Consider the following 21,829-nt stretch of genomic DNA (forward strand, 5'->3'; position numbering starts at 1 on the left):
TTCTAGCTTCTTGCATCAATAAGCCATCTAATTATTTTTGATAGATAAACAAATAAAATGATGCCAACAATACAAATAACTCCATTTAGCATTATTTGCGGCTCAAATTGAAGTAAAATTATAACTGATAGCACCATTCCTAAACCAGGCAATATGGGAAACTTTTTGATACTAAATGGAGAAGTGAATTGTCTATCTACTTTGCTCTTTTTATAGCGTAGCCTTATTAAAGCGATATTTATTATGATATAAACTATAAGAACACAGAATACTGTCACACCAGCAATCACTGACAATATCCCTTCGAATAACACAATGATCATGATGGCGATAAACATGACTATGAGAATAGAAAGCCACGGAGTCTTTCGTTTCGAATGTATTTTGGATAATATATTGGGTAAAGTCGACTTTCTATCTTTTGAAATCCCATAGATCAATCTCGATCCTGAAATTAACATCATTAGCACAGTATTTGAAGTAGCAAATAGAGCTATTAAAGAAAGGATAAATGTTCCTGGGGCACCACTAGCTCTTTCAGCTGCTGTTGCTAAGGGAGCTTCCGATAGATATAGGTCACGCCACCCTACCAATGATATAGCGGATATTGCTACTAAAATGTAGATTACAATGGTAACCATTATTGATATCATTAGAGCCTTTGGTATAGTTTTATTGGGAACTTTTGTCTCATCAGCAATATTTACCACATTTTCAAATCCCAAAAAAGCAAAAAATATCAATCCTGCTGCAGAGAAAATCAACCCAAATATCAAATTTGGTTGTATGTTTGGTAATGAATTGATTGGAACCTCAAAATAATCTGTATTGTAAATATGTCCTGATGCAAACGCTGCGATTATGATGAATAAAAGACCAACTAATTCAACAAATGTAAAAAGTACATTAAGATTTATCGATTCAGAAATGCCATAAAAATTAACGATTGATAGTATTACAATCAGAATGATTGCAAAAACAATTTCAGGCACATGAGGTATAGAAATAGCCATATATCCTGAAAATCCCACAGCAACTGATGCAGCTGAGGATATAATGACAAAAATAACAATATAGCCTACGGATAGCGATAAAACCTCATTTTCAAAAGCTTCTCTTACGAACAGATATTCTGCAGCACTTTTAGAAAAGATGGATGAAAGTTCTGCATAGCTTAGTCCAATTATTAATGCAAGTACGCCCGCAATAATAAAAGATATCCATACAATATTTCCAGCAATTCCAGCTGCTTCACCTATAATTGAATATATTCCTGCTCCTAAAATCAATCCTATCCCAAAAACAGTTGCCTGAAATAAGCCAATTGTTCTTTTTAGTTCAGATGGAGATCGGTCCTCGCCAGCCGTCATTGTAGGTCTTGCATTTAAAAAAGTCTTCCTAACATTAAATGTATGTACTTAATAAAGTTCCTACGATGTAAGATACTAATGCTGCAGTACCTCCTATTATCAACGTGATAGTGCCAGATCTTATGGGAGACTTACCGACTACTTTTGCTGAGATAATTCCTATACAAAAGAAAGACAAAGCAGTAAAAACTGTAGAGTAGGCAAATATAGTTTGAGATGCAAAATCGGTTGAATTATTCAAAACAAGTGCAAAAATAAATGGAAGAAGGGGGATTAAACCTATTATATAAAATGCAACAAATGTCGTGACTGCTTTGAATATGGGATTTTCATTTTTTTTATCTATTATCCCAGTTTTTTCTCTCAACAAGATGTCTGTCCAAACTTTTCGATTGGCAATTATAACATCTGTAACTTTTTCTAGTAATTCCTCTTTAAAGCCCTTTTCTGCATATATGTTTCTTATTTCTGATATCTTGCGTTCAGGAGTATCCTGAATCTCTTTATAGTGTCTTTCTCTTTCCTTTTCTTCGTGCTCTATCCTAGATCTTGTTGACAAATAATTTCCTACAGCCATGGCAAATCCATCTGCAAATAGGTTCGCAAAACCTAAAATTACTACAATGGTAGGAGATAAAGATGCTCCAACTACTCCTGCAACTACTGCAAATGTAGTAACAGCACCATCGGTCGCACCATAAACGAAATCTTCTATAGTCCACTTCAAGAATAAACATGCTCTTAATTATTATATATGAATTAACACGATCTAATGGAGCAAGCAGGTCATTTGTTCCCTTTTAAGTCATAAGATAATATGGTTCGATCATGCAACACGGTGAAAACAGATCTTAAAAAATAAATTACTAGCTTTTGGATAAGAATTGTAAAGAATTCAATTTTGCACCAATAAATAAAAAGAACAAGGATTTAAACAACGGCAATTTAATTTATTTCGATGAAAATTTTAACTCTTGTTGACGGATCGGAGCACTCTCTAAAGGCATTGGATTATGCTATTAATCTCCTGGCTTCAAAAAACTCGGATTCGAGGAGGTATAAGAATAATAAAATCCAAAGTAATCATCACCTAATAATTTTGAATATATTACAACCTCTTCAATTATCAGAAGAGGTTATACAAGGCTTCAAGTCCATCAATTCAGAAAGGAAAAATTCTTTACATAAATATTTGAAAGATATTAATTCAGCCATGAAAGACACCTGGATTAAAAAGCTTTTAAATCTTAAATCTAAATATGAAAAGACAGGGGTTTTGATAAGTACAAAAATAGTCAAAGGAACTCATTCAAGTCGGTTCATTGCTTATAGTATTGTCAAATTTGCTGAAGATGAGAAAGTGGATATGATTACGGTTGGAAGTGTTGGAACAGGAGGTATCTATGAGAAAAAGTCCCTAGGAAGTGTAACAAGAAATATAGCCGAGATATCTACTATACCTGTATTAATAGTTCCTTGATAAACCAATTGATAATCTGCAATAAAATTAATTTGTACTATAGTTGTTGACCTAGATACACGGGATCAACAAAAGAGAGAAAGATTAAAAGTCCACCAAATCATTTTTGATATTCATAGGAGACTTTTCAAAGAGCCGAATATCCATTTCTTTGATTTTATTTGATATTTGAGGTTTGAAATTCATCCGAGATAAAACATCTTTTTCAATATCAATACCGGGAGCAATTTCTTCCAAGACCAATTTACTCTTATCGAGTCTGAATACTGCTCTCTCAGTTACATAAATGATTTCTTGTCCACATTTAGCTGCTTGATATCCGCTAAAAGAAATTTTGTAGACATTTTCAACAAATTTGGTAATTGGACCATCATGTAGAATTTTAATTCCATTTTCGGTAACATCAATTTCCTTTTTTCCTCCTGTGAAAGATCCAGCAAAATAAATCTTGGATACTCCACCCGCAATAACTGGAAACCCTCCTGTTCCAAATATACGATCAGGTAACATGGAAGGATTCACATTTCCAAATTTGTCTATCTGTAAAAAACCTAGAGATGCAGCATCAATTATGCCTCCTTCAAAATTAGAAAACATATCCGGAATAGTAGATAACGCAAATGAACCCATGGCCAATCCAAAGTCATTTCCTGATAAAGCGATTCCTCCCCATGGGCCAGATTCAATGACAGATACTAAAACATCCATTATATTTTCCTCAGCGGTAATTGATGATATTAATGCAGGAATTCCAATTCCTAAATTTATCAAAACCGGTGCTTTCTTTTGTCGAATAAGGTTGATAAACTCTAATGTTACCCTCCTGGCAATAACTTTTTCATACATTTCTATTTGATTGGGATTATCTAAATTTCTGTTTGATGGAGAAACTATTTCATTAGAAATTCGAGGGTCGTAAGCAATAGAACCGGTTTGCCAATGATATTCAGCTGGAGAAATTACAATATGATCAATGAGTGGAAATGGTATATCGACGTCACGAGGATTAATTGTTCCAGACTTTGTTATCCACCGTACTTGGCATACTACTTTACCGTGTGTAGGTTTTGCTTTGGTAGCCTGTGCTATACTAAGCACAGTTCCACGTATTCCTTCTTCTTTTAGAGAAATATTTCCCATTTCGTCTGCAAATGAAGCTCGAATTAAAGCAAAATTTGGTTTCGGTGCTTTATAGAAGAGGTAATCTTCATTATCTATCTTTATTATTTCAACTTTACAAGTAGAATGAAATTTCCCCAAGTCATTTAATGCTGCATCATCTTTCCGTGGGTCCAAAAATGTATCAAGGCCAATCTTTGTTAAAAGTCCTGGTCTTCCAGATGCTATCTCTCTAAACCAGTATGCAGTTATCCCAATAGGCCATCCGTAGCATTCAATTCTGTTGTCAATAACAAGCTTCTGAAACCATGGCGAAAATCCTAAAAAAGGCATCAATGAACCTTTCAAAAAATCTTGATTCTTATCGTTGAATAGCTGCTTGGCAACGTAATCAAGTGCTCTTCCTGGAACAGCAGGTAAAGCATCTGATATTATGAACAGATTATTTGGGTGACCCGATCTCTGATATCTATCATAAAGTTGATTGATTAAATACTCAGGAGTAGTTGCCATATTAAAACCCGAAATTGCTAAAGTGTCGTTATCCTGTACATAATCTAGGTACCTGAAGCATCATTAATTTTTGGAAACATGTCGACATGTAACCAGTGTCATTTATATTTCATAAATATTGCCATGGAATAATAACAAATCTTTGGTAAATATCTATATATTCTAAAGTGTTACTTAATATATGTATGTGAATTCAAGCAAGTATGACAGTTTGATAACAATAATGGTTTTTTCATTATTTTCCATATTATTTGCATCTTTTTCTGAATATTCTTCTGAGGCTTTTTCATTGGATGGGACTACTCCATCCATCGTTAAAAATGACAGTTGGATAAGTGAGCGAGATAATTTGAATATAACTATAAAACTTGTACCTGAGGTCCCTGTTATCGATGAAACTACAAAAATATTATTTGAAGTGACATATCTTAATGGCTCTAAACCTTATGAAGACTTGAATACACGGGTTACCATAACAGATCATGATGGGAGATTATATAAATTTGAAAATAAACTCATACCCGTGATTGATGGACAATTTTCTGTTAATTATGTGTTTCCTGATGATGGCGAACATAGAATAATTTTACAATTATACAACAATATCACTCCTTTTACTCTTAGCTCATTTGATTTACTCATTCCTCATCTTACTACGCCATCACAAACAGACAGGATACTAAAACCCTTTATCGATTTTTTCAATTCCCTATTGTAATTTCTATTTCTTTGAACGTGGTCTACCTTATATTCTAAAGAAGGAAAGAGTATTATCTTATCTCTTATTTCAAATATATAACGATACGATGGACCCGATAAAATGAAAAAGTATACCCTAGTCATTATTGCATTTTTAATTTACCTGGCTTGGATATCTACGACGTACATACTGGAGGGACGAGTTAATCTGTTACAAAAGAACGATCCAATAGGTCGCCTTGAGTATATAGTTATTGCAAATATTGTAATTGGTATTGTAATACCATTGGTAGTTCTCAGGTTTGCAATAATGTCTGGTATGCTATCAGCTAAACAAATTGGTTTCAGATCAATGACAAATACCGCTTTATTGACTGCTATTGCAGGTATAGCTGGTCTTATCCTTTTTTTGGTTCAGGGCCCTGCATCCTTAAATCCAATCGCAATTATAAACGTGTTTTTGCAGACATTGCCCACCTCAATAGCTGAGGTCATTGTATGCTGGGTTATTGTTGGAACTTCAATTGAATCGTTGGCAAATAACAGATTAGGAAAGAATATTGCTTTGATGTTGGCTCTTGCTGTGTCAATCATTCTATTTGGAGTTTATCATTTTGCGCATAGTGAGCCATTTAATCAACCACAAATAGTTGTTTTTCTAATGTTACCTGGTGTATTAACCAGCATTGTATATTTTTTCGGCCGAAATCTGTATGCCGCGATAGTGTTTCACAACTTTCAAGCTTTGTTTGGAGTATTGGCTGCTGCCCCTTTATTTCAAATGTTGCAAATACAGCCTCCAGTAGTACTGCTTGCTTCTGTATCAATCCTTTCATTAATAATAATGAATAGATTTGTAATACATAGAATTAGATATAGTTCTAATGAATTTCAAAGTGAAAAGTAACTTTGAAATTAGTAGGAAAAGGGAAGACATTTTTTTATGATCATGTAGATAGATCATATTTCTGCAGTTGACGCTCTTTTTGTGGTCAATATAGTATAGTATAGTTAATCGAGAAAAATTAGCAAAGACTTTCGAAGGCTGTTTGAATAATGGATGGAAAAAATATTATCGGACTAGCAGTATTCTCACTTTATCTGAAGGATATGGACACAGAAGGACTAGTAACAGCAGCACCGAATTCAAACAGCAAAAATAATTGGACTCAAAGATTTTTCCTGGCTTCCATTATTCAGGGATCTATTGCAGTATTGCTTACAATCATACTTGCTTCTTTTGTAATATCTACACCATATGCAGAACGACTCATTTCAAATGTTTTGGAAAATTCTTCAATAGGGTACATCAAAATATCTGCCCTTGCTGGTCTCGGATTATATTTTTTAATAGGCGTACTTGCAACAGGAGTTTCTTTGTTGTTTTACCATTATCTTGAATTCCACGTAATAAAAAATTATAGTAAATTGGATAATGTTTTGGCATGGATGCATCTGATACTAATGAACCTAGGAATTTCTTCTGCTAGTTTGACAATGATTTATGCAGGGTATATAGGAGACGTAGCCATTTTTCCAAAAGAAATTGGCGGATTTGATATGACACTGATACAGGTTTCTGAGATTTTGCTAAATCAGTTTATTGCCCCAGTTGGAATAATGTTATTGGTTGCCGCCATAGGTGCAATTAGTGGGGGAATAGGATTCATCATCACATTTTTCAAAAAATAGTCCTTTAATTGAATAGACATGAGCAGGACGAGAAGCTGTAGTATTGTTAAATTCTGAGGTTAAAACCTCTCTTTGTTCTTCACCCTAGCTAGAATGAATACACGATCAATCCTGCTAAAAACTTAAGTTCCTTATTCGTAGTAACGTATTTCCTAAGGATTGTCACAAACACTCAAATTCTAAATTGTAGATAATATTAACCGATTTTGTTGTTCAATCAAAATTGAATATTAGTGTACTATAGTGGTTACAAAATCATTTTATTTGATCAAATTTTTACAAAGGTTGATCCACCTATATTTTTTGATTCTAAAATGACTATTTCACTATTACCTTTCCAAACATCCACGGATGGTATACACAATAATAGCTAAATACTCCTTCATCAATAAACACGGTAGAAAAAGCATCATTATCTGCCATTACACCAGAATCAAATAATCCATTGCTACCTGTTGATGGATCTCCTGATGTCACTGTGTGAATCATCTTATCATTATTAATCCATCGTACCTCTTGACCTTTGTGCACTTTGATTGTAGAGGGGGAGTAAAAATTATCGTTATTAGGAAGGCCTGCGTTGAGTAGGATGGACACATTTATGATATTATTTGTTGGATTACGTTTCAAGATATTTTCTATACTAAAGGCGTTTTGATATTTTTCAGTTTCATTGATATCAGATTCAGTTTTAAAGGACGTATTTGGATTTTGAAGTTCTGTTTGTAGTTTATACTGACTGTTAAGTAACGAAATCGATTGATTAAGAGGTTTCTGGAATGCAGATCCCTCCAAGTCCATAGGAGATATTTCTATCATACCCTTGCTGCCATGTTCTTGTTGCAAACCATGACTATGGAATAAGTATGTACCCGGGTCTTTCCACTTTGTCTCAATTATGGACGCATCGCCTGGTCCTATTAGCACAGATTGAGATTGTATGGGAGTATTTGCGAACAATCCGGATGGATAGGCTTTGAAAATTGTACCATGAAGATGTAGTGAAATGGGTAAATTGACTCCTGCATTTATAATGTAGATCCTAACCGTATCGTTTTGATTTGCTTTAATAGGGGAATGTAAATACTGATCAGCGTAGCCATTAATCAAGTAATAATCTGCCAGAAATGCTAAAGGATTTTTTAAGTTAAATTCGCTCATTACCAACACAACTTCTCTGGCTGGCGGAAAAGTTGTTTTATTTTTTGGATCTATAATTAAAGCACCATACATACCCATTTTGATATGTTGTGATGTTGGTACTACATGACAATAATACAGCAAAACACCTGCGGGATTGCCTGTAACATTGTATAAGTAGGTTTGACCAGGCATGACCATGGGTCCTACACCGTCATTGGGTTCATTATGATAACCATGAAAGTGTATAGTATGAGGAATAGGCGATTTATTTACAAATTTTACAGTAATATTTTCGCCTTCGGTCATTCTTATTGTTGGACCAGGCATAGTTCCATTGAATGTCCAAGCTAGTACTCTTTTATTTGGAGCTATTTCTAGGTTGATATTTTCTGCAACAAGTGTGTAAATCTTGTCAGGTTGAAATTTGCTGACATTGTCACCGCTTTCAACAGTAGAAGAATTACGAAATCCATTATAAGGTTCTTGAGCTAAATGGTTATCTAAAATAGATAAATTTCCAAAATTACTGGCGTCAGCAGAAGTTTTGTGATCACTAAGAGAGACCTTATCGAATAGACTAATACCATGTGATTCAGTGATCGTAGACATGCTATTTATTAATAGAATGACAAATCCAAATAAAAAAAGGGAGCAAACAAAACTGGGTGAATACGATCTTCTATTTTCAAATCGGAACATCAAGTTAATCAGATTATCATTCTAATAAATTATTCAATCAATTCTAAATCAATTCTAAACACTTGATTTTATACTACCAACAGTAAGTAAACACTATAACGGATACACAAGCCGTTTTAAAATGTACATTAATATCCGTTACATACGTTTTTTGTTCAGTTACATTTAGAGTCTGTGCTTGAGCCTGGTTGATTGCTTGAGTGAGAATTGTACTATATGCTGATATTATGGTCACTATCAAAACTGCCATGATACCAAACATTCCTATTGTCAATTTCCAATTCTTTATCTTACTAGGTTTTTTCATTTTATATTGAGAAGAAATAATGTTACTTTTGTTTATACTTTTTTATGGTGATTTACTAGAAACAAAAGATCGACTATTGCGAACCGTGTAGTAAATCGCTCCAAATCCAATGCTAGTCACTATCACTTGCGCTATTTGACCAAAGTAGGGAATAGGAACCAAGTACAAAAGATTGAGTATGACAAATCCTATCAAAAAGGAAGAAATATTGTTGATATCTCTCGACGACTTTCGTCCCAATAACTCGAGGATTTTTTTCCCGAGAGCAAATGATATCATTAAGGATGAAAGGGTTAGCCCCATAAGAAGAACTAATAAGCCAAAGGCCGATACTGGCAGCCCCACCACAGTTATTGCCGAGAGCACTATTACAACTACAAACAAGACAATTAATAGAAACCCAACCACTGTATTTTTTATAATAGATTTTCTAATCACTAATCGAACGGCATCAAACTGATTAGGTAACATCTTGACAAGTATAATACCTAAAATACCAAACCCTATGACAAATAAAATACCAAATAGACTTAACAAACCCTCTATATCGGGTATCATCGAATCTTGACTCACTATTTCCAAATCTCCGATTATGCCATTGTTTTGGAAATTGTCAGTCATAGCTACCAGTTGTCCTAATATTTCACCCTCGTTGTTGACAGTTCCACCTGCAGCATATGCATCCTTAATTATCACGGAAGTTGAGTCAAAATGTATGTCGTTAGCTGCTAATATCGCATTTGTTGATTTTCCACCTAAATCTATCATATTTCCAGCAGCGACAATTTTTCCTGACACATCGGTATTTATCGTTACTTGTCCTCCAGCCGCAAATAGGTCACCATCTATTGGTGCATTTACATAAATAATATTAGCAAAAACTATCGCTCCGCTAACAGGGGCGTCAATAGATACTGTTTCTCCAAAGATTACCACATCATCTTGAATGGGTTCTTGTATTGAAATCTGATTGCCCGAAATGACTTGCAAAGCAAATGAGGAGCTATCTGACATAACTAGCGATAACAAAACTAGAGCTGTCATGCAGGAGATAAAGATATATTTTATTCTAGTGAGTAGGACAATTTTGTCAGAAACCCAATACCAAGTTAAATCTAAATTCATAGGACAAACATATTTCATCTATTACCATTCTACTATCCTTTTATTAATATTTTAATTTAAGTAAAAATCGACTCAACCTGCACTAATCTATATTTGAGAATATTTACATATACATTAACAAACAAAAAAGCTCAAGTCAAATAAGATAGAGAATAAAGTATTTGAACAGCACTACACTTTGGACAGTCAATAAAAATTTCAATCAAATAATTATGTAAGGGAAAGAAATGTCTCTATTATATCATCTACAATATCAGGATATTGTTGCATCACTCCATGACCTCCACCTTGTATCTGAATCAACCATGCACCTGGTATTTTTTCTGCTATTTTTAATGAATTAATCGGTGGAGATGTAATATCTTCAGTTCCGGTTATAACTAACACAGGTTTGTCTATATCCTGTATGCTACCACAGGTACCTTTCCATTTTCCTACTGCTTCGCCATACCTCAAAAGATTTTCTTGGGAGACCTGAGGAAGTAAAAATGTTTTGTTTAAAGAATCACTATTTTCTCTTATCCAATTATCGGGAAACAGAGCATGCAAGAACAAAGTGGTATTTGCCGTTCCTGTTTGCATCTGCTTTAGATCATTTGGTGTTAGTTGTGGAGGTAAAGATTCTTCTCCTCCACAAGATGAGGCAACCAAAACAAGATGTTTTATCTTATCAGGATATGATAAGGCAAGTTCTTGTGCAATCATTCCACCAAGAGAAAGGCCCATTACATCTATTGGTTTTTCTATCTCTAATGCATCTATTAATCCAACTGTATCATTAACAAACTGTTCCATTGAAAAACTTTTGTTACCAGTAGTTGTTTCTCCAATTCCCCTATTGTCAAATATAATGACAGTATGATTCTCTGCCAAGTCATTTAGTATTGGTCCCCACATTTCCATAGTCATTGAAAAACCTGGGATCAATAAGATGGGATCTCCTTTTCCAAATATTTTGTATGCAATATCAGTATCTCCTACTATTACCTTTTGAGAGGGCATGTTATCTATTGTTTCAGTATCTGTTTGTTGAAAAGTAGATAATAAAGTATTGTTTTGGATTTGACTATTGTTGCTTTGATCAGTAACTTCAGAATTGCTATTATTATTTATATTGTTGATGGTCTCAGTAATCGTTTGCTGGACTTCACTGTTGATTGCCGATTGCAATTCATCCTGGCTTTGTTGAATGGATTGATCTAGAGAAGTTGTTGCATAAACCAGGTTAGTTCCTAGGCTAGACATAAGTAAACTGCTGACAAAACTTGATGCAATAATACTAACAGCTAATACAGAAGAAATGAATCGAGATATTTTCATACAATGTTTACTTTAGCCTTGCTAATAAGATTTAGAAATTCAACACGATTCCTAATCTTGTTTCAAATCCTTGACGGAACATACAACATAAACTTTGATTTATTACATACATCAAAATAAATAATATTATGATATATCTTGAACTAGTTGAAAATGAGTTCCTGTCGCCTCAAGAAAGCAAACAAATCAAGATAGATACGGTAGCTGGTAATACCTATGCCACAATATTTGTATCTACCTTATTCCCAAAAGAACAGATAAAAAATTCCTGATTTTGTCCATGAATCTCCCTTTTTTAGTATTACAGTTTTTACTTAAGATGGAACATGTTAACTCAATTGACTCGGCCTCCAAAAATTTAGAAGACAATAACGTAGAGGAACCTTTCATGATTCTTACATTTGCATTGTGTCAAATACTCTCCATTAAATGCTGCTCCCTACATAGCATATCTTACAAAATCATATGTCTTATATCCTTTGTATATTAATAAAAGATGCATCATTAGGCTTGATGTAATTGATATTGATTTGCATCAGGTGGCGGCATTGGTACTGGGGTTAAAGATTTAAACATTAATGAATTTTTTTATTGTTATCTTTATTAGTAGCTAGTTAGTAATTTACTTTCACTAAACATCCTGGCGCTCGTTCTGAGTTGTCTTAAAAGATTATTGTAACTGAATTATCCGTAGTAATCGACTGACATTTTATCCCCATTGTATCCTTAATGACAGTTTCTAAATACGTTTTCAAAAATATTGATCCCCTTTTACCCAATTCATGTCGGATACTAAATTTGTTTACTTTAGTTTCCGTAACTTGGTAATCGTATTGACCATATCCACAATGATCAAAGAACATTTTAATAAAACTAATCACATTAAAGTGGTTGATTTCTTTCCATTTAAAAAGAATAAACTCCTTCGGTGCTTTTGTAGCAATATCTATTGCAAGAGTATTTATTTTGTCAATATCTAAGCTCTCCAAAAGCAATTTAAACGCCTCTCGGCTTAGAATTATAGTCCCGAACCTTTTTACATATCTATTCCAGTCCACGTATTCTCCAAATATTTGATTAACAAGCGTATTCATACTGATCTTTTTTTCTTCTGCCTCTGCTCTTAATAGCTCATCATACTCTTTGTGTATTCTAAAAGATACTGTAGAAGTTTTTTTTCCTTTCTGGTAGTACATTTAGTATTAATCCATTTTACTACGAGTATACTTGCAGATAAGTACAATGTAAACGTCTTATAGAAATATTATTTTCACTGTTTTTCATGTATGTATATGAACAAAAATAAACCGTTAGAAAATAGCACTCTCTCTATCACTTCTGATGAATTAAAGTCAAAACTTGATAGTAGAGTTCCACTACTGCTATTCGACATAAGAGACTTAAAAAACTTTGAGAAGCGTCATATTCCCGGCTCTTCATGTGCAGTTTGTAATGAGGAAACTAAAAGAACTATTATGCCTCGATTACCAAAAGATATGGAGATCGTTTTAGTCGGAGAACAAAAACCAGCTGATTCAGATGAAAACTACCCAAAACAAATGGCAGAAATGATGAGACAAATAGGACTAAATGCAAGATATTTAGAAGGCGGTATTTCATCATGGAAATGGCAGTTTAATGAATCTATTGATGGGGATATATCTCCAAAGGACTTGAAGAAATTAATTGATTCAGAAAAGGACAAAGAAAATCTGTTCCTTCTGGATGTGAGAGAACCTGATGAATTTAATCAATGGAATATAGATGATAGTCAGAATATTCCTCTAGGTAAATTGGCTAATCCAGAATCCCTGGCTATTATCCCAAAAGACAAAAAAATAGTTACAATTTGTCCGCATGGAAATAGGTCTACAATTGGGAAATATATTCTTGAGAGATACGGTTACAACGTAAGTTCATTAGAAGGAGGATTAAAGGCATGGAGCTTTTCATTTGAAATCGCATCAACTGAATACAAAATTGACAATTCGTCCAAGATAAGGTTGTTTCAGTTTAGAAGGATTGGTAAAGGCTGTATATCATATCTATTGGATTCAGAGGGTCAATCAGTGATAATCGACCCTGTGTATCCCATTAATGAATATTTAGATAAAGCTTCTGAAGTCGGAACAAAGATTATCAAAATAATCGATACTCATCAGCATGCAGATCATGTCTCTGCTGCAAAATCACTAGCAAAGGAAACTGGCGCACAATATCTTCAGAGTGGCTATGAAAGCTATTCTAAGGAAGCAATTAGCACTAACCAAATAAAAGATGGCGATATCATATCAGTAGGCAAAATCAAACTAAAAGCAATCCACACTCCAGGACATACCTTGGGAAGCATTTCATTTTCGATTGAAGGTAACGTCAATAGCGTAGACGCCTATGACAAATTTACAGGGTTACTATTTACTGGTGATACCTTATTTGTAAATGGAGTCGGAAGGCCAGATTTAAGAGATAAATCTATAGAATTCTCAGAGAATTTGTATGATACTTTACAACAAAAGATTATGATCCTACCAAGTTATACCGTGATACTACCCTCTCATTTTGACAAAGATGTCAAGACAAACGAACTACTATCTTCTACATTAGGTGAACTAAAAGAAAAGGGTATATTTTTGAATCAACAATTAACAAGAGAACAATTCATACAAAACCTGTCTGCTAAAGTGATGGCAACTCCCCCTAATTATTTGAAAATCCTATCTATTAACAAGGGTGAGAAATTACATCCATCATCATCGGAAATCTTTGAATTGGAAATAGGTCCAAACAGATGTAGTATTTCATCCTCGTAGAATAAATTAATTCTAGAGGATCAAATTCTTTTTTTCTACTCTTGCAAGTAAGGAATAGACTAGTAGATGATAGCTGAGGCATATTTCTGGCCCATATATTTTTTATATTTCATTCTTGAAATGATTTGCTTAGGATTTGAAAATCTATTGCTACAAAACCCTTTGGAAGTAATTTCTTTATTACAATTAATTTCGGCTGATCTTATTCAGTACTCTTTTCTTATATCTCTTATAACTGCCATTGGAATATTGATTGGACTTTCTCTTGGATTGATTGGTGGAGGGGGATCTATACTGGCAGTACCATTATTAGTCTATGTTATAGGGCTAGAACCTCATATGGCAATAGGAACTTCTGCTCTTGTGGTTGGTATCAATGCCTTAATTAGCTTTATTGATCATAAAAAAAAGGGTCATGTATTATTAAATAAAAGTTTACTATTTGCTATTCCTGGAGTAGTAGGAACCCTAGTTGGATCTTATTTGGGTTTACTAACGCCTGCAAGTAGCCTGTTAATTTTGTTTGCAGTATTTATGATATCTATAGCGCTCAAGTTACTAATACAAATGAAACACAAGAAAAATAACAAAGAAATTATTTATGATCACTTACAAGAAACAACAAAAGACAACAAGGCAGACCAAAAAACAAAGGGTCCACCTACTACTGAAACTAATTTCGGTACTAATAAAAGGTACAAGCATCTAAAAGTGGCAATTATGGGGACTCTGGTAGGGTTAGCGGCAGGATATTTTGGAATCGGGGGAGGCTTTTTGATTGTTCCATCTCTAATGTATCTGAATATAAATATTGTAAATTCAATTGGAACATCTCTGTTACCTGTAAGCTTTTTTGGACTCACTACTGCTGCTAGTTATTCGCTTTCAGGTCAGATCAATTTCTTGATAGCCATACTGTTAATTTGTGGAGGTATTGTTGGTGGAAAAGTTGGAACGATACTATCATCAAAAGCTTCAAAAACACTATTAACAAAGATCTTTTCAGTATTGTTAATTACTGTTGCTATATACATAATAATAAAAACAATTGTCGGATGATGTTCAACCTGCTCCATAGTGTTAATTACCCACGACTAATAATTATTCATCATCCTTTGGATGATAGTGATAAGGAAAATGGAATAAGAAGAAGGCAAAATAACAGTGGAATCGACATATATAAAGTATGGAAATTGAATATCTAAAAGAGGCTTAATGCAAAAACGGTAAAATGAAGACACTGTCTTCATTATTGCGAGTCCATTCAGAAGAACTTGAACTTTTATGAGTACCATGATTGAAAAAGAATCTTTATCGTGACAAATTATCAAGGTGACAAATTTGCTAAAACCTATGGATAAAGATAATAGAGCCTGGACAAGGATATAATATTTATAAATAGTGATGGGTAGTTATGGATTAACATGATCTGCTTTGCAAATCACTATGAAAAGATGCGCCCGGATTTGCTAATTTTTGAATACACCGATATACCTATTCCAGTCAATTAACATCTGCATGCATTTTGCTGTTAATTAGTAATAAATAGCACTTTTTTTTAATTCTATGAATATTTTCTGATAGATAGGCATATCAAAGAAAGTACTCTTCAAATGTTAATTCCTAGATAAATTAAGAAATTGCCAATGAAGTATTTAAGAAATAATGATTGATTTAATTTTTCTAAATTACTATTATGTTCTTGTCCTTGGATGGTTGTTTCTGGCAAAAATCTTATATATCTTGACTTTTACCTTGAAGTAAGATGTACAATTTTAAAGACAACGAACAAGCAAGGAAGGGTTCAATTATTCTAACCATTTTTGCTGTTATTCTATCCGTAGTTCTGATTGCGCCCTTAGTTGAAAGTTCATACTCTGTCCAACATGAACAAAAGATGATGCAAAACAGAACACATCAAATGCTACAGAATCAGACAGATAACCCACTTAAGCTACAGGAGCAAAAGATGATGCAAAACAGAACACATCAAATGTCACCTCAATAACCGATAAAATATTCATTTTTTTACTACTTCATTTCTCGATTTACTTAGTGTTGGATCAATTGATCCAATCATTAAACCACTTTTCCATCTCAATACCGTTCTTGCGTATATCAAACATGATTACTTTTAAAAGCAGATGCTGTCTACCTAATATTGTGTCATTATGTTGGTTATCCGTAACAACTTTAGTTAATTCATATCATATTTATATGCAAATGTCTATGATAATATAACTAAATTCAAATCTCTTACATGATTGTATGTCTTCCCTCCTCTTTCATAATTGAGGTCATTGCATAACTACTTTTTTTATGTTGTTATCTAAATTGTTGGGAACTTTTATCTATATCAATTAAAAGACATCCATTTTATTTACGAGAATAATCCAGTGTAAAAAAACAGAGTTGCAATTATCTTGATCACATGTACAACGGTAAAACATTAGCTATTTTGATACCTCTATCTTGTTGATTCATGGGAACACTGCAAAAATTCATAACATGATTAAGATCTAACTGTCGATGTAAACTCTTTACTCATCATAGGAGCAACTGACTTTTCTGTGATAAGAATTGTTCTAATTCTTATTCAGTAATTTTACTAATCGCATTGATGCTATAGTTAACGGGTCCCATACAGGAGATATTGGAGGAACGTAACAAGCATCAAAGCTTGCCAAATCATCTACCGTTGCCTTCATTAATAGAGCAAAGGATATTAAATCGATTCTTCCTTTCACCGATTCTCCTCCAACAATTTGAGCACCTAGAATCATCCGGGTTATTTTGTCTGAAATAAGTTTTATCCAAATAGGCTTATTATCAGGATAGTAGCCTGCTCTTGTGATGTCTTCTATTTTGGTATCAATTGGATCAAAGCCATTAATTTTGGCCTCTTCCCTGTTTAAACCTGTTTTGGCTATTAATAGCCCGAAAGCCTTTGTTATCGAGCTTCCTGCAATACCTCTAAATTGAGTATTACCGCATGTAACTGCATTCTCTCCTGCTATTTTCCCTTGCTTATTTGCAGTCGTACCTAAAGGTAAATAATCGTCATTATTTGTTATGTAATTTCTCGCAGTCGCACAATCACCCGCCGCAAAGATATTTGAAATATTGGTTCTCATTGTATTATCTACCTTTATGGCATTGTAAGCCCCAAGTTTTATTCCTGCTTCATAGGCTATTTCTGAGTTTGGCATTATCCCCACTCCAATCAATATACAATCTGCAAGGACCTCTCTTTTATTGGTCCTTATGCCTTTAGCATATAGCATATCTTTGCTTGTGGTGGTTGTGGAATTATTATTAGAAAAAACAATTTCCTCGACATTTTCCTGCAAGAGAAGATTTACTCCATTTTTCACGAGTTCTTCTTCCACTAATTCTGCCATATCGTCATCTATCATACCTGACAATACATGAGTTGATCTTTGAATCACAATGACAGAAACACCTCTTTTTTTCAATGCTTCAGCCATTTCAATACCAATCAGACCAGCCCCTATTATTATCGTGGATTTTACATTTTTCATGAAATCTTGAATTCGGTTTGCATCTTCAAAATTTCTAAGAGTAAACAGATTATGAAAATATCTAATGTTTTTATCATCAATACCTTTTATGTTAGGAACAATCGATCTTGCTCCAGTAGATATTATTAACGAATCATAATCAAATACCCGTTCATTTCCTTCCTCTAAGTCTATCGCATGTACTTGTTTATTGATAGGATCAATCCATGTGGCCTCAGTATTGGTAATTATTTCAATGTTATACCTGTCTTTGAAGACATCTACTGAGCGTGCTATAAGTTTGTCTAAATTATCAACAACTCCTTCTATCACATAGGGAAAACCACATGAACCATAAGAAACCAGAGGCTCGTTCTGAATTATTTTAATATCCGCAGAAGGATCAATTCTTCTTGCCTTTGAAGCGGCGCTTGTTCCTGCCGCAACTCCTCCAATGATCAGTATTCTTTTATTAGAATCTATTTTGTTTTTGTTATTATATTCATACATGGATGGATTGGAATATCCTAATTGAGCTTAAAAGTGTCATCATATTCTGGAAAGTTTTTTGATTGGATGATTCTAAAATAGATAAAGAATTTTTTTAATCGTTTATCTTTTAGCAAGGATAGCAATTCTTATTGATGTCCACTTCGAATCATCACTAATAGTCATTCAAATAATAGAAGCTAATTGTGTTATCAAGTCTGAGTAAAAACTGAAAAATTAAATTCTAAATGGAAAAAGATGGAAATCCTATCAAATATGATTAGACAATAATTCAAAAAAGGTTCGAAAAATCCTTTTATAGATTAAGGATCACTCATGATCTAATAACATGATTCTAGACAAAAAATATACGAGTTTTTACTTATTGCATAGTCTTTTTCTTGACAATGACCCTACTAACAAACTATTATTATTTAAGCGGCGCATATGCTCAAATTGGTTTAACACCTGTGCCTACACCTCAAGAAGTAATACCTACTTATGTAATTGACATACCCGCAGGCGCTGCATCCAATGACTTGGATGTTAACTATTATCCAGAAGAAGTTGCAATTCCATCAGGAACCACCGTCGCATGGTTCAATGATGATCCAGGACAGATTCATACAGTTACTAGTGGACCACCTAATTCATCCAATGCAGGACAAGAATTTAATTCTGGTATATTGCCATTTGGCTCTTCATTTCAACTTACATTTACTGGTCCTGGAGACTATACATATTTTGATAAATTAGACACATCAAACAATGCTACTATTCATGTCAGTGATTCATTTGAAAACGGTAACTTTTATAAATTAAGTTCTGGAGCTGATATCATCCAAAGTGAGAGTGGCGCAATGTGGACCTTAGATAAAAACCAGTTTGATAGAGTGTTACTAAATGTCCAACCGCTTGATATGCAAATAAATGAAATTGCACCTGTAACCTATAATGTTAAGTTATTCAACAACGCAAGTGAAATTCTAGTCGACCATAACTTTTTAACCCTAGGAAGCGATTTACAAATCGAATTAATTTCGGATGATAACATCAATAAGACTACAATATATGGTCCGGACTTTACAGACCCTATAACTGGAGCATACCATATTGCAGACAATTTTGGTGATGGTGATTACCGATTACAAGCGCAAATGCTTTCCATAGGTCAAGACTCGGTAAAAGATAAGCAAATGATAGACGAGTTCGAAGGTAAAATAATATCACCTTAACAATCACTTTGTTTTTCTTGCCTTCATGGATTTATACTCAGAAGAAGTTGGAGTAATTGACCATATGAAATAATGATCCTTCTAATACTGGATTATACCTGCAAAGATCTTTGACTTCTTAAACAGTTTTGATTTGGATAGAAATTGAATTTTGATTGATCGAGTTATTTAATTATAGGGCGGTGCCTTTTAGTACCTATGTCAAAATCTTCTATTATTTTAATAGCAAATCTTGCAGCAATCCTTAGCATTTTTGTTTTATCGGGTGATACTACTACCAACGTCACTGCTCAAAATACCTCCAACGTCACTTCTACTGTCACAGATAAAATTCAAGTTTCCATTGTACCTGGCGGATCTTTACTAACCGATGACGCTTATAGTCCAAATCCCTTTGAGATTACAGTAGGTCAAACGGTTGTTTGGACAAATGATGATACTGCTTTTCATACTGTAACATCTGGAACTGTTGGTGCAGCAGATGCCGGACAGATATTTGATTCTGGATTGGCAGGACCAAACGCCCTAATTAGCAAGGGAAAGATTTTTGAACATAGGTTTGATACTGCTGGAGAATACCCATACTATTGTACCTTACATCCTGCAATGGTTGGAACAGTAATAGTGAGGTAACGCAAATCCCATACTTTTTTGATTAATATTCTTATAGCCTCGAGCATAATTGCAATATTTTCAGAAATTAAGAAATATAAGCATGTTACAATGAATTATCTACTTTAAATTAATGAACATCGGAATGAATCCAATTGTCCAAATTAATAAACAAACAAAGTCCTATTAGTTAAACTATGTTATCATCTATTATTCGATCTAATATTAAATTCATGGCCATAGAATAGAGAAAGGCAATAATCTTTAATATACCATCATAGTAATAGGTTCATGTTAAACAAAAAAGTACTTATAGTTCTTTTTGGATTACTTTTTCTGAGTTTTGCAATATATTTTGGCTTGTCAGCAAATACCGTATTTGCACATCATATAATTGATGAAATCTCGGTGTCTAGACCCATGGGAATGACAATAGATGAAGGGTTATTGTATGTTTCAAATTTTGGTAAATCTGGTGTATCCATAATTAATACAACTAACGATGAAATAGCAAGTGTAATTAATTCATCATCTAAAGGAGGCATCATAGATGCCGTTTCAACTCCAGATAAGATTTACCTTGCACCCTTCAAAAGTGGAACGATAGAAGTATATGATAAAAAGACAGAAAATGTATCTAATATAATTAAACTACCTGGAGGAAATTACTCTACGCCAACTCCTCTTGCTGATAAGAGTACTAACCGCTGCGGAATTTGTAAGAGGAGTTTGGGCGATGGACTATAATCCTCAAAACAAGGTTTTATATGCTGCATATGCAGATGCAAATCAAATACTGGCGATTAATACAACAAATGACGAAATTATTGCAGAAATTCCCGTTGCAAATCATCCCATGGCTTTGAAAGTCGATCCTCTTACAAGTACTCTTATAGTTGGTAGTCTTACGGGAAATAAACTTACTTTCATATCTACGCTAACTAATCAAGTATTAGATGAAATTGAAACTGGGGTTGGTCCATGGCATATTGCTATAGATAGTTTATATCACAAGGCGTATGTTGCCAATAGGGGAAGCTATTTTGTATCAGTAGTTGATACCATAGGACATCAATTAATCGATAAAATACCAATCTCTTCTCCAAGTCAAGCAGTTGCAATTGATGAAAAAGACCATGTTGTATATGTTACTCATGGAAGCAGTCAAAACGTCGATAAGATAAATGGACAAACCAATGAATATATATCGACAATTGACCTAAATATGATACCACAGGATATAGTCGTTGACTCTGAAACACAAAAACTATATATTTCTACTAAATCCAGTGATAAGCTATTTGTTATAGGACCCGAATCTGTTTCATCTTCAATTGCTGTAATATCTTTTATTCAACCATACCTAGCCTTGGGATTCATACAGATTCATGGTCAAGATATTTATCCAAATTCTTTATTCTCACTTTCAGGTAACACTTTGGGTTTAAGTGTCAACGCACCTGATGGCGGTAATATAGCATTTGATGTACCGAGATCACTACTGGATTCAAAAGATGGTACAAAGGATATTCCTTTTAAGATATTACTAGACGGAAAGCAATCAGAATATAGTGAAAATGTAGAGGTTGTTACAACTGGCAATACTTCAGATACTTTTAGAAGCTTAGACTTCTATGTGCCCGAAAGTACAAAGACAATATCCATTGTTGGCACCAAAAGCATTCTATAAACTTT

At 33.8% G+C, this 21,829-nt stretch carries 21 protein-coding genes; 12 read left to right on the plus strand and 9 right to left on the minus strand.

Annotated elements, in window-relative coordinates; all coding sequences use genetic code 11:
• Positions 1 to 2: 2 nt before the first annotated feature.
• Together AB0A59_RS15795 and AB0A59_RS15800 are read right to left on the minus strand one after the other, a co-directional pair.
• Entirely contained in the window at positions 3 to 1,370 is a 1,368-nt protein-coding gene (locus tag AB0A59_RS15795) for an APC family permease (RefSeq protein ID WP_458745321.1), read from the minus strand.
• Between the two features lie 34 nt (positions 1,371 to 1,404).
• Positions 1,405 to 2,097: a VIT1/CCC1 transporter family protein gene (locus AB0A59_RS15800; protein ID WP_458745322.1), complete on the minus strand. Its 693-nt coding sequence runs from the start codon at positions 2,095 to 2,097 to the stop codon at positions 1,405 to 1,407.
• 231 nt (positions 2,098 to 2,328) lie between these two features.
• Between AB0A59_RS15800 and AB0A59_RS15805 the strand changes: the two genes are divergently transcribed.
• Positions 2,329 to 2,850, plus strand: coding sequence for a universal stress protein (locus AB0A59_RS15805; RefSeq protein ID WP_458745324.1), 522 nt, complete (start codon positions 2,329 to 2,331; stop codon positions 2,848 to 2,850).
• A gap of 84 nt (positions 2,851 to 2,934) precedes the next feature.
• Here AB0A59_RS15805 and AB0A59_RS15810 read toward each other — a convergent pair whose 3' ends face one another.
• Positions 2,935 to 4,482: an acyl CoA:acetate/3-ketoacid CoA transferase gene (locus tag AB0A59_RS15810; RefSeq protein WP_458745325.1), complete on the minus strand. Its 1,548-nt coding sequence runs from the start codon at positions 4,480 to 4,482 to the stop codon at positions 2,935 to 2,937.
• A gap of 187 nt (positions 4,483 to 4,669) precedes the next feature.
• Between AB0A59_RS15810 and AB0A59_RS15815 the strand changes: the two genes are divergently transcribed.
• The 3 genes from AB0A59_RS15815 to AB0A59_RS15825 all read left to right on the plus strand — a co-directional run bounded on the left by AB0A59_RS15815 (position 4,670) and on the right by AB0A59_RS15825 (position 6,873).
• Positions 4,670 to 5,200, plus strand: a complete 531-nt coding sequence (locus AB0A59_RS15815; RefSeq protein ID WP_458745327.1) for a hypothetical protein — start codon at positions 4,670 to 4,672, stop codon at positions 5,198 to 5,200.
• Positions 5,201 to 5,302: 102 nt separating this feature from the next.
• On the plus strand, positions 5,303 to 6,088 hold the full coding sequence (locus tag AB0A59_RS15820; protein WP_458745329.1) for a CPBP family intramembrane glutamic endopeptidase: 786 nt from the start codon (positions 5,303 to 5,305) through the stop codon (positions 6,086 to 6,088).
• Between the two features lie 149 nt (positions 6,089 to 6,237).
• Positions 6,238 to 6,873: a hypothetical protein gene (locus AB0A59_RS15825; RefSeq protein WP_458745330.1), complete on the plus strand. Its 636-nt coding sequence runs from the start codon at positions 6,238 to 6,240 to the stop codon at positions 6,871 to 6,873.
• A gap of 318 nt (positions 6,874 to 7,191) precedes the next feature.
• Here AB0A59_RS15825 and AB0A59_RS15830 read toward each other — a convergent pair whose 3' ends face one another.
• From AB0A59_RS15830 to AB0A59_RS15845, 4 genes are all read right to left on the minus strand, one after another.
• Positions 7,192 to 8,625 (minus strand): multicopper oxidase domain-containing protein, encoded by a 1,434-nt coding sequence (locus tag AB0A59_RS15830; RefSeq protein ID WP_458745332.1) that lies wholly within the window; start codon positions 8,623 to 8,625, stop codon positions 7,192 to 7,194.
• Positions 8,626 to 8,788: 163 nt separating this feature from the next.
• On the minus strand, positions 8,789 to 9,022 hold the full coding sequence (locus tag AB0A59_RS15835; protein ID WP_458745334.1) for a hypothetical protein: 234 nt from the start codon (positions 9,020 to 9,022) through the stop codon (positions 8,789 to 8,791).
• 42 nt (positions 9,023 to 9,064) lie between these two features.
• Complete coding sequence (locus AB0A59_RS15840) at positions 9,065 to 10,147, minus strand: hypothetical protein (RefSeq protein WP_458745335.1); 1,083 nt, start codon at positions 10,145 to 10,147, stop codon at positions 9,065 to 9,067.
• 210 nt (positions 10,148 to 10,357) lie between these two features.
• Positions 10,358 to 11,467, minus strand: a complete 1,110-nt coding sequence (locus tag AB0A59_RS15845; protein WP_458745336.1) for an alpha/beta fold hydrolase — start codon at positions 11,465 to 11,467, stop codon at positions 10,358 to 10,360.
• 128 nt (positions 11,468 to 11,595) lie between these two features.
• Here AB0A59_RS15845 and AB0A59_RS15850 point away from each other — a divergent pair, with 128 nt between their 5' ends.
• Entirely contained in the window at positions 11,596 to 11,739 is a 144-nt protein-coding gene (locus AB0A59_RS15850) for a hypothetical protein (RefSeq protein ID WP_458745338.1), read from the plus strand.
• Between the two features lie 390 nt (positions 11,740 to 12,129).
• Here the strand turns inward: AB0A59_RS15850 and AB0A59_RS15855 are convergent, their stop codons facing one another.
• Entirely contained in the window at positions 12,130 to 12,663 is a 534-nt protein-coding gene (locus AB0A59_RS15855; RefSeq protein WP_458745340.1) for a hypothetical protein, read from the minus strand.
• A gap of 96 nt (positions 12,664 to 12,759) precedes the next feature.
• On the opposite strand from AB0A59_RS15855, the gene AB0A59_RS15860 reads away from it, so the two are divergent.
• From AB0A59_RS15860 to AB0A59_RS15870, 3 genes are all read left to right on the plus strand, one after another.
• The gene (locus AB0A59_RS15860) at positions 12,760 to 14,277 is read left to right on the plus strand and encodes a rhodanese-like domain-containing protein (protein WP_458745342.1); all 1,518 of its coding nucleotides are present in this window, start codon (positions 12,760 to 12,762) and stop codon (positions 14,275 to 14,277) included.
• Between the two features lie 66 nt (positions 14,278 to 14,343).
• Positions 14,344 to 15,336, plus strand: coding sequence for a sulfite exporter TauE/SafE family protein (locus tag AB0A59_RS15865; protein ID WP_458745343.1), 993 nt, complete (start codon positions 14,344 to 14,346; stop codon positions 15,334 to 15,336).
• A gap of 706 nt (positions 15,337 to 16,042) precedes the next feature.
• Positions 16,043 to 16,285, plus strand: coding sequence for a hypothetical protein (locus tag AB0A59_RS15870; protein WP_458745344.1), 243 nt, complete (start codon positions 16,043 to 16,045; stop codon positions 16,283 to 16,285).
• A 577-nt stretch (positions 16,286 to 16,862) separates the two neighbouring features.
• On the opposite strand, the gene AB0A59_RS15875 is transcribed toward AB0A59_RS15870, so the two are convergent.
• Positions 16,863 to 18,308 carry an FAD-dependent oxidoreductase gene (locus tag AB0A59_RS15875; protein ID WP_458745346.1) on the minus strand — a complete coding sequence of 482 codons (1,446 nt, stop codon included), beginning with the start codon at positions 18,306 to 18,308 and terminating at the stop codon, positions 16,863 to 16,865.
• Positions 18,309 to 18,694: 386 nt separating this feature from the next.
• Between AB0A59_RS15875 and AB0A59_RS15880 the strand changes: the two genes are divergently transcribed.
• The 4 genes from AB0A59_RS15880 (at position 18,695) to AB0A59_RS15895 (ending at position 21,824) form a co-directional block, all read left to right on the plus strand.
• A complete protein-coding gene (locus tag AB0A59_RS15880) occupies positions 18,695 to 19,522 on the plus strand; it encodes a cupredoxin domain-containing protein (protein WP_458745348.1) in 828 nt (275 codons plus the stop codon).
• Between the two features lie 198 nt (positions 19,523 to 19,720).
• Positions 19,721 to 20,155 carry a cupredoxin domain-containing protein gene (locus AB0A59_RS15885; protein WP_458745350.1) on the plus strand — a complete coding sequence of 145 codons (435 nt, stop codon included), beginning with the start codon at positions 19,721 to 19,723 and terminating at the stop codon, positions 20,153 to 20,155.
• 270 nt (positions 20,156 to 20,425) lie between these two features.
• Positions 20,426 to 20,881 carry a hypothetical protein gene (locus tag AB0A59_RS15890; protein WP_458745352.1) on the plus strand — a complete coding sequence of 152 codons (456 nt, stop codon included), beginning with the start codon at positions 20,426 to 20,428 and terminating at the stop codon, positions 20,879 to 20,881.
• Positions 20,871 to 21,824 (plus strand): YncE family protein, encoded by a 954-nt coding sequence (locus tag AB0A59_RS15895; RefSeq protein WP_458745353.1) that lies wholly within the window; start codon positions 20,871 to 20,873, stop codon positions 21,822 to 21,824. The genes AB0A59_RS15890 and AB0A59_RS15895 overlap by 11 nt, the downstream gene beginning before the upstream one ends.
• Positions 21,825 to 21,829 lie beyond the last annotated feature (5 nt).

This window comes from Candidatus Nitrosocosmicus sp. T (genome assembly GCF_054408485.1).

Coding starts and splice junctions, on each gene's coding strand:
- AB0A59_RS15795 (WP_458745321.1), bottom strand. CDS start 1,370: ATGACGGCTGGCGAGGACCGATCTCCATCTGAACTAAAAAGAACAATT.
- AB0A59_RS15805 (WP_458745324.1), top strand. CDS start 2,329: ATGAAAATTTTAACTCTTGTTGACGGATCGGAGCACTCTCTAAAGGCA.
- AB0A59_RS15810 (WP_458745325.1), bottom strand. CDS start 4,482: ATGGCAACTACTCCTGAGTATTTAATCAATCAACTTTATGATAGATAT.
- AB0A59_RS15820 (WP_458745329.1), top strand. CDS start 5,303: ATGAAAAAGTATACCCTAGTCATTATTGCATTTTTAATTTACCTGGCT.
- AB0A59_RS15825 (WP_458745330.1), top strand. CDS start 6,238: ATGGATGGAAAAAATATTATCGGACTAGCAGTATTCTCACTTTATCTG.
- AB0A59_RS15830 (WP_458745332.1), bottom strand. CDS start 8,625: ATGTCTACGATCACTGAATCACATGGTATTAGTCTATTCGATAAGGTC.
- AB0A59_RS15835 (WP_458745334.1), bottom strand. CDS start 9,022: ATGAAAAAACCTAGTAAGATAAAGAATTGGAAATTGACAATAGGAATG.
- AB0A59_RS15840 (WP_458745335.1), bottom strand. CDS start 10,147: ATGAATTTAGATTTAACTTGGTATTGGGTTTCTGACAAAATTGTCCTA.
- AB0A59_RS15845 (WP_458745336.1), bottom strand. CDS start 11,467: ATGAAAATATCTCGATTCATTTCTTCTGTATTAGCTGTTAGTATTATT.
- AB0A59_RS15850 (WP_458745338.1), top strand. CDS start 11,596: ATGATATATCTTGAACTAGTTGAAAATGAGTTCCTGTCGCCTCAAGAA.
- AB0A59_RS15855 (WP_458745340.1), bottom strand. CDS start 12,663: ATGTACTACCAGAAAGGAAAAAAAACTTCTACAGTATCTTTTAGAATA.
- AB0A59_RS15860 (WP_458745342.1), top strand. CDS start 12,760: ATGAACAAAAATAAACCGTTAGAAAATAGCACTCTCTCTATCACTTCT.
- AB0A59_RS15865 (WP_458745343.1), top strand. CDS start 14,344: ATGATAGCTGAGGCATATTTCTGGCCCATATATTTTTTATATTTCATT.
- AB0A59_RS15870 (WP_458745344.1), top strand. CDS start 16,043: ATGTACAATTTTAAAGACAACGAACAAGCAAGGAAGGGTTCAATTATT.
- AB0A59_RS15875 (WP_458745346.1), bottom strand. CDS start 18,308: ATGTATGAATATAATAACAAAAACAAAATAGATTCTAATAAAAGAATA.
- AB0A59_RS15880 (WP_458745348.1), top strand. CDS start 18,695: ATGACCCTACTAACAAACTATTATTATTTAAGCGGCGCATATGCTCAA.
- AB0A59_RS15885 (WP_458745350.1), top strand. CDS start 19,721: ATGTCAAAATCTTCTATTATTTTAATAGCAAATCTTGCAGCAATCCTT.
- AB0A59_RS15890 (WP_458745352.1), top strand. CDS start 20,426: ATGTTAAACAAAAAAGTACTTATAGTTCTTTTTGGATTACTTTTTCTG.
- AB0A59_RS15895 (WP_458745353.1), top strand. CDS start 20,871: ATGGACTATAATCCTCAAAACAAGGTTTTATATGCTGCATATGCAGAT.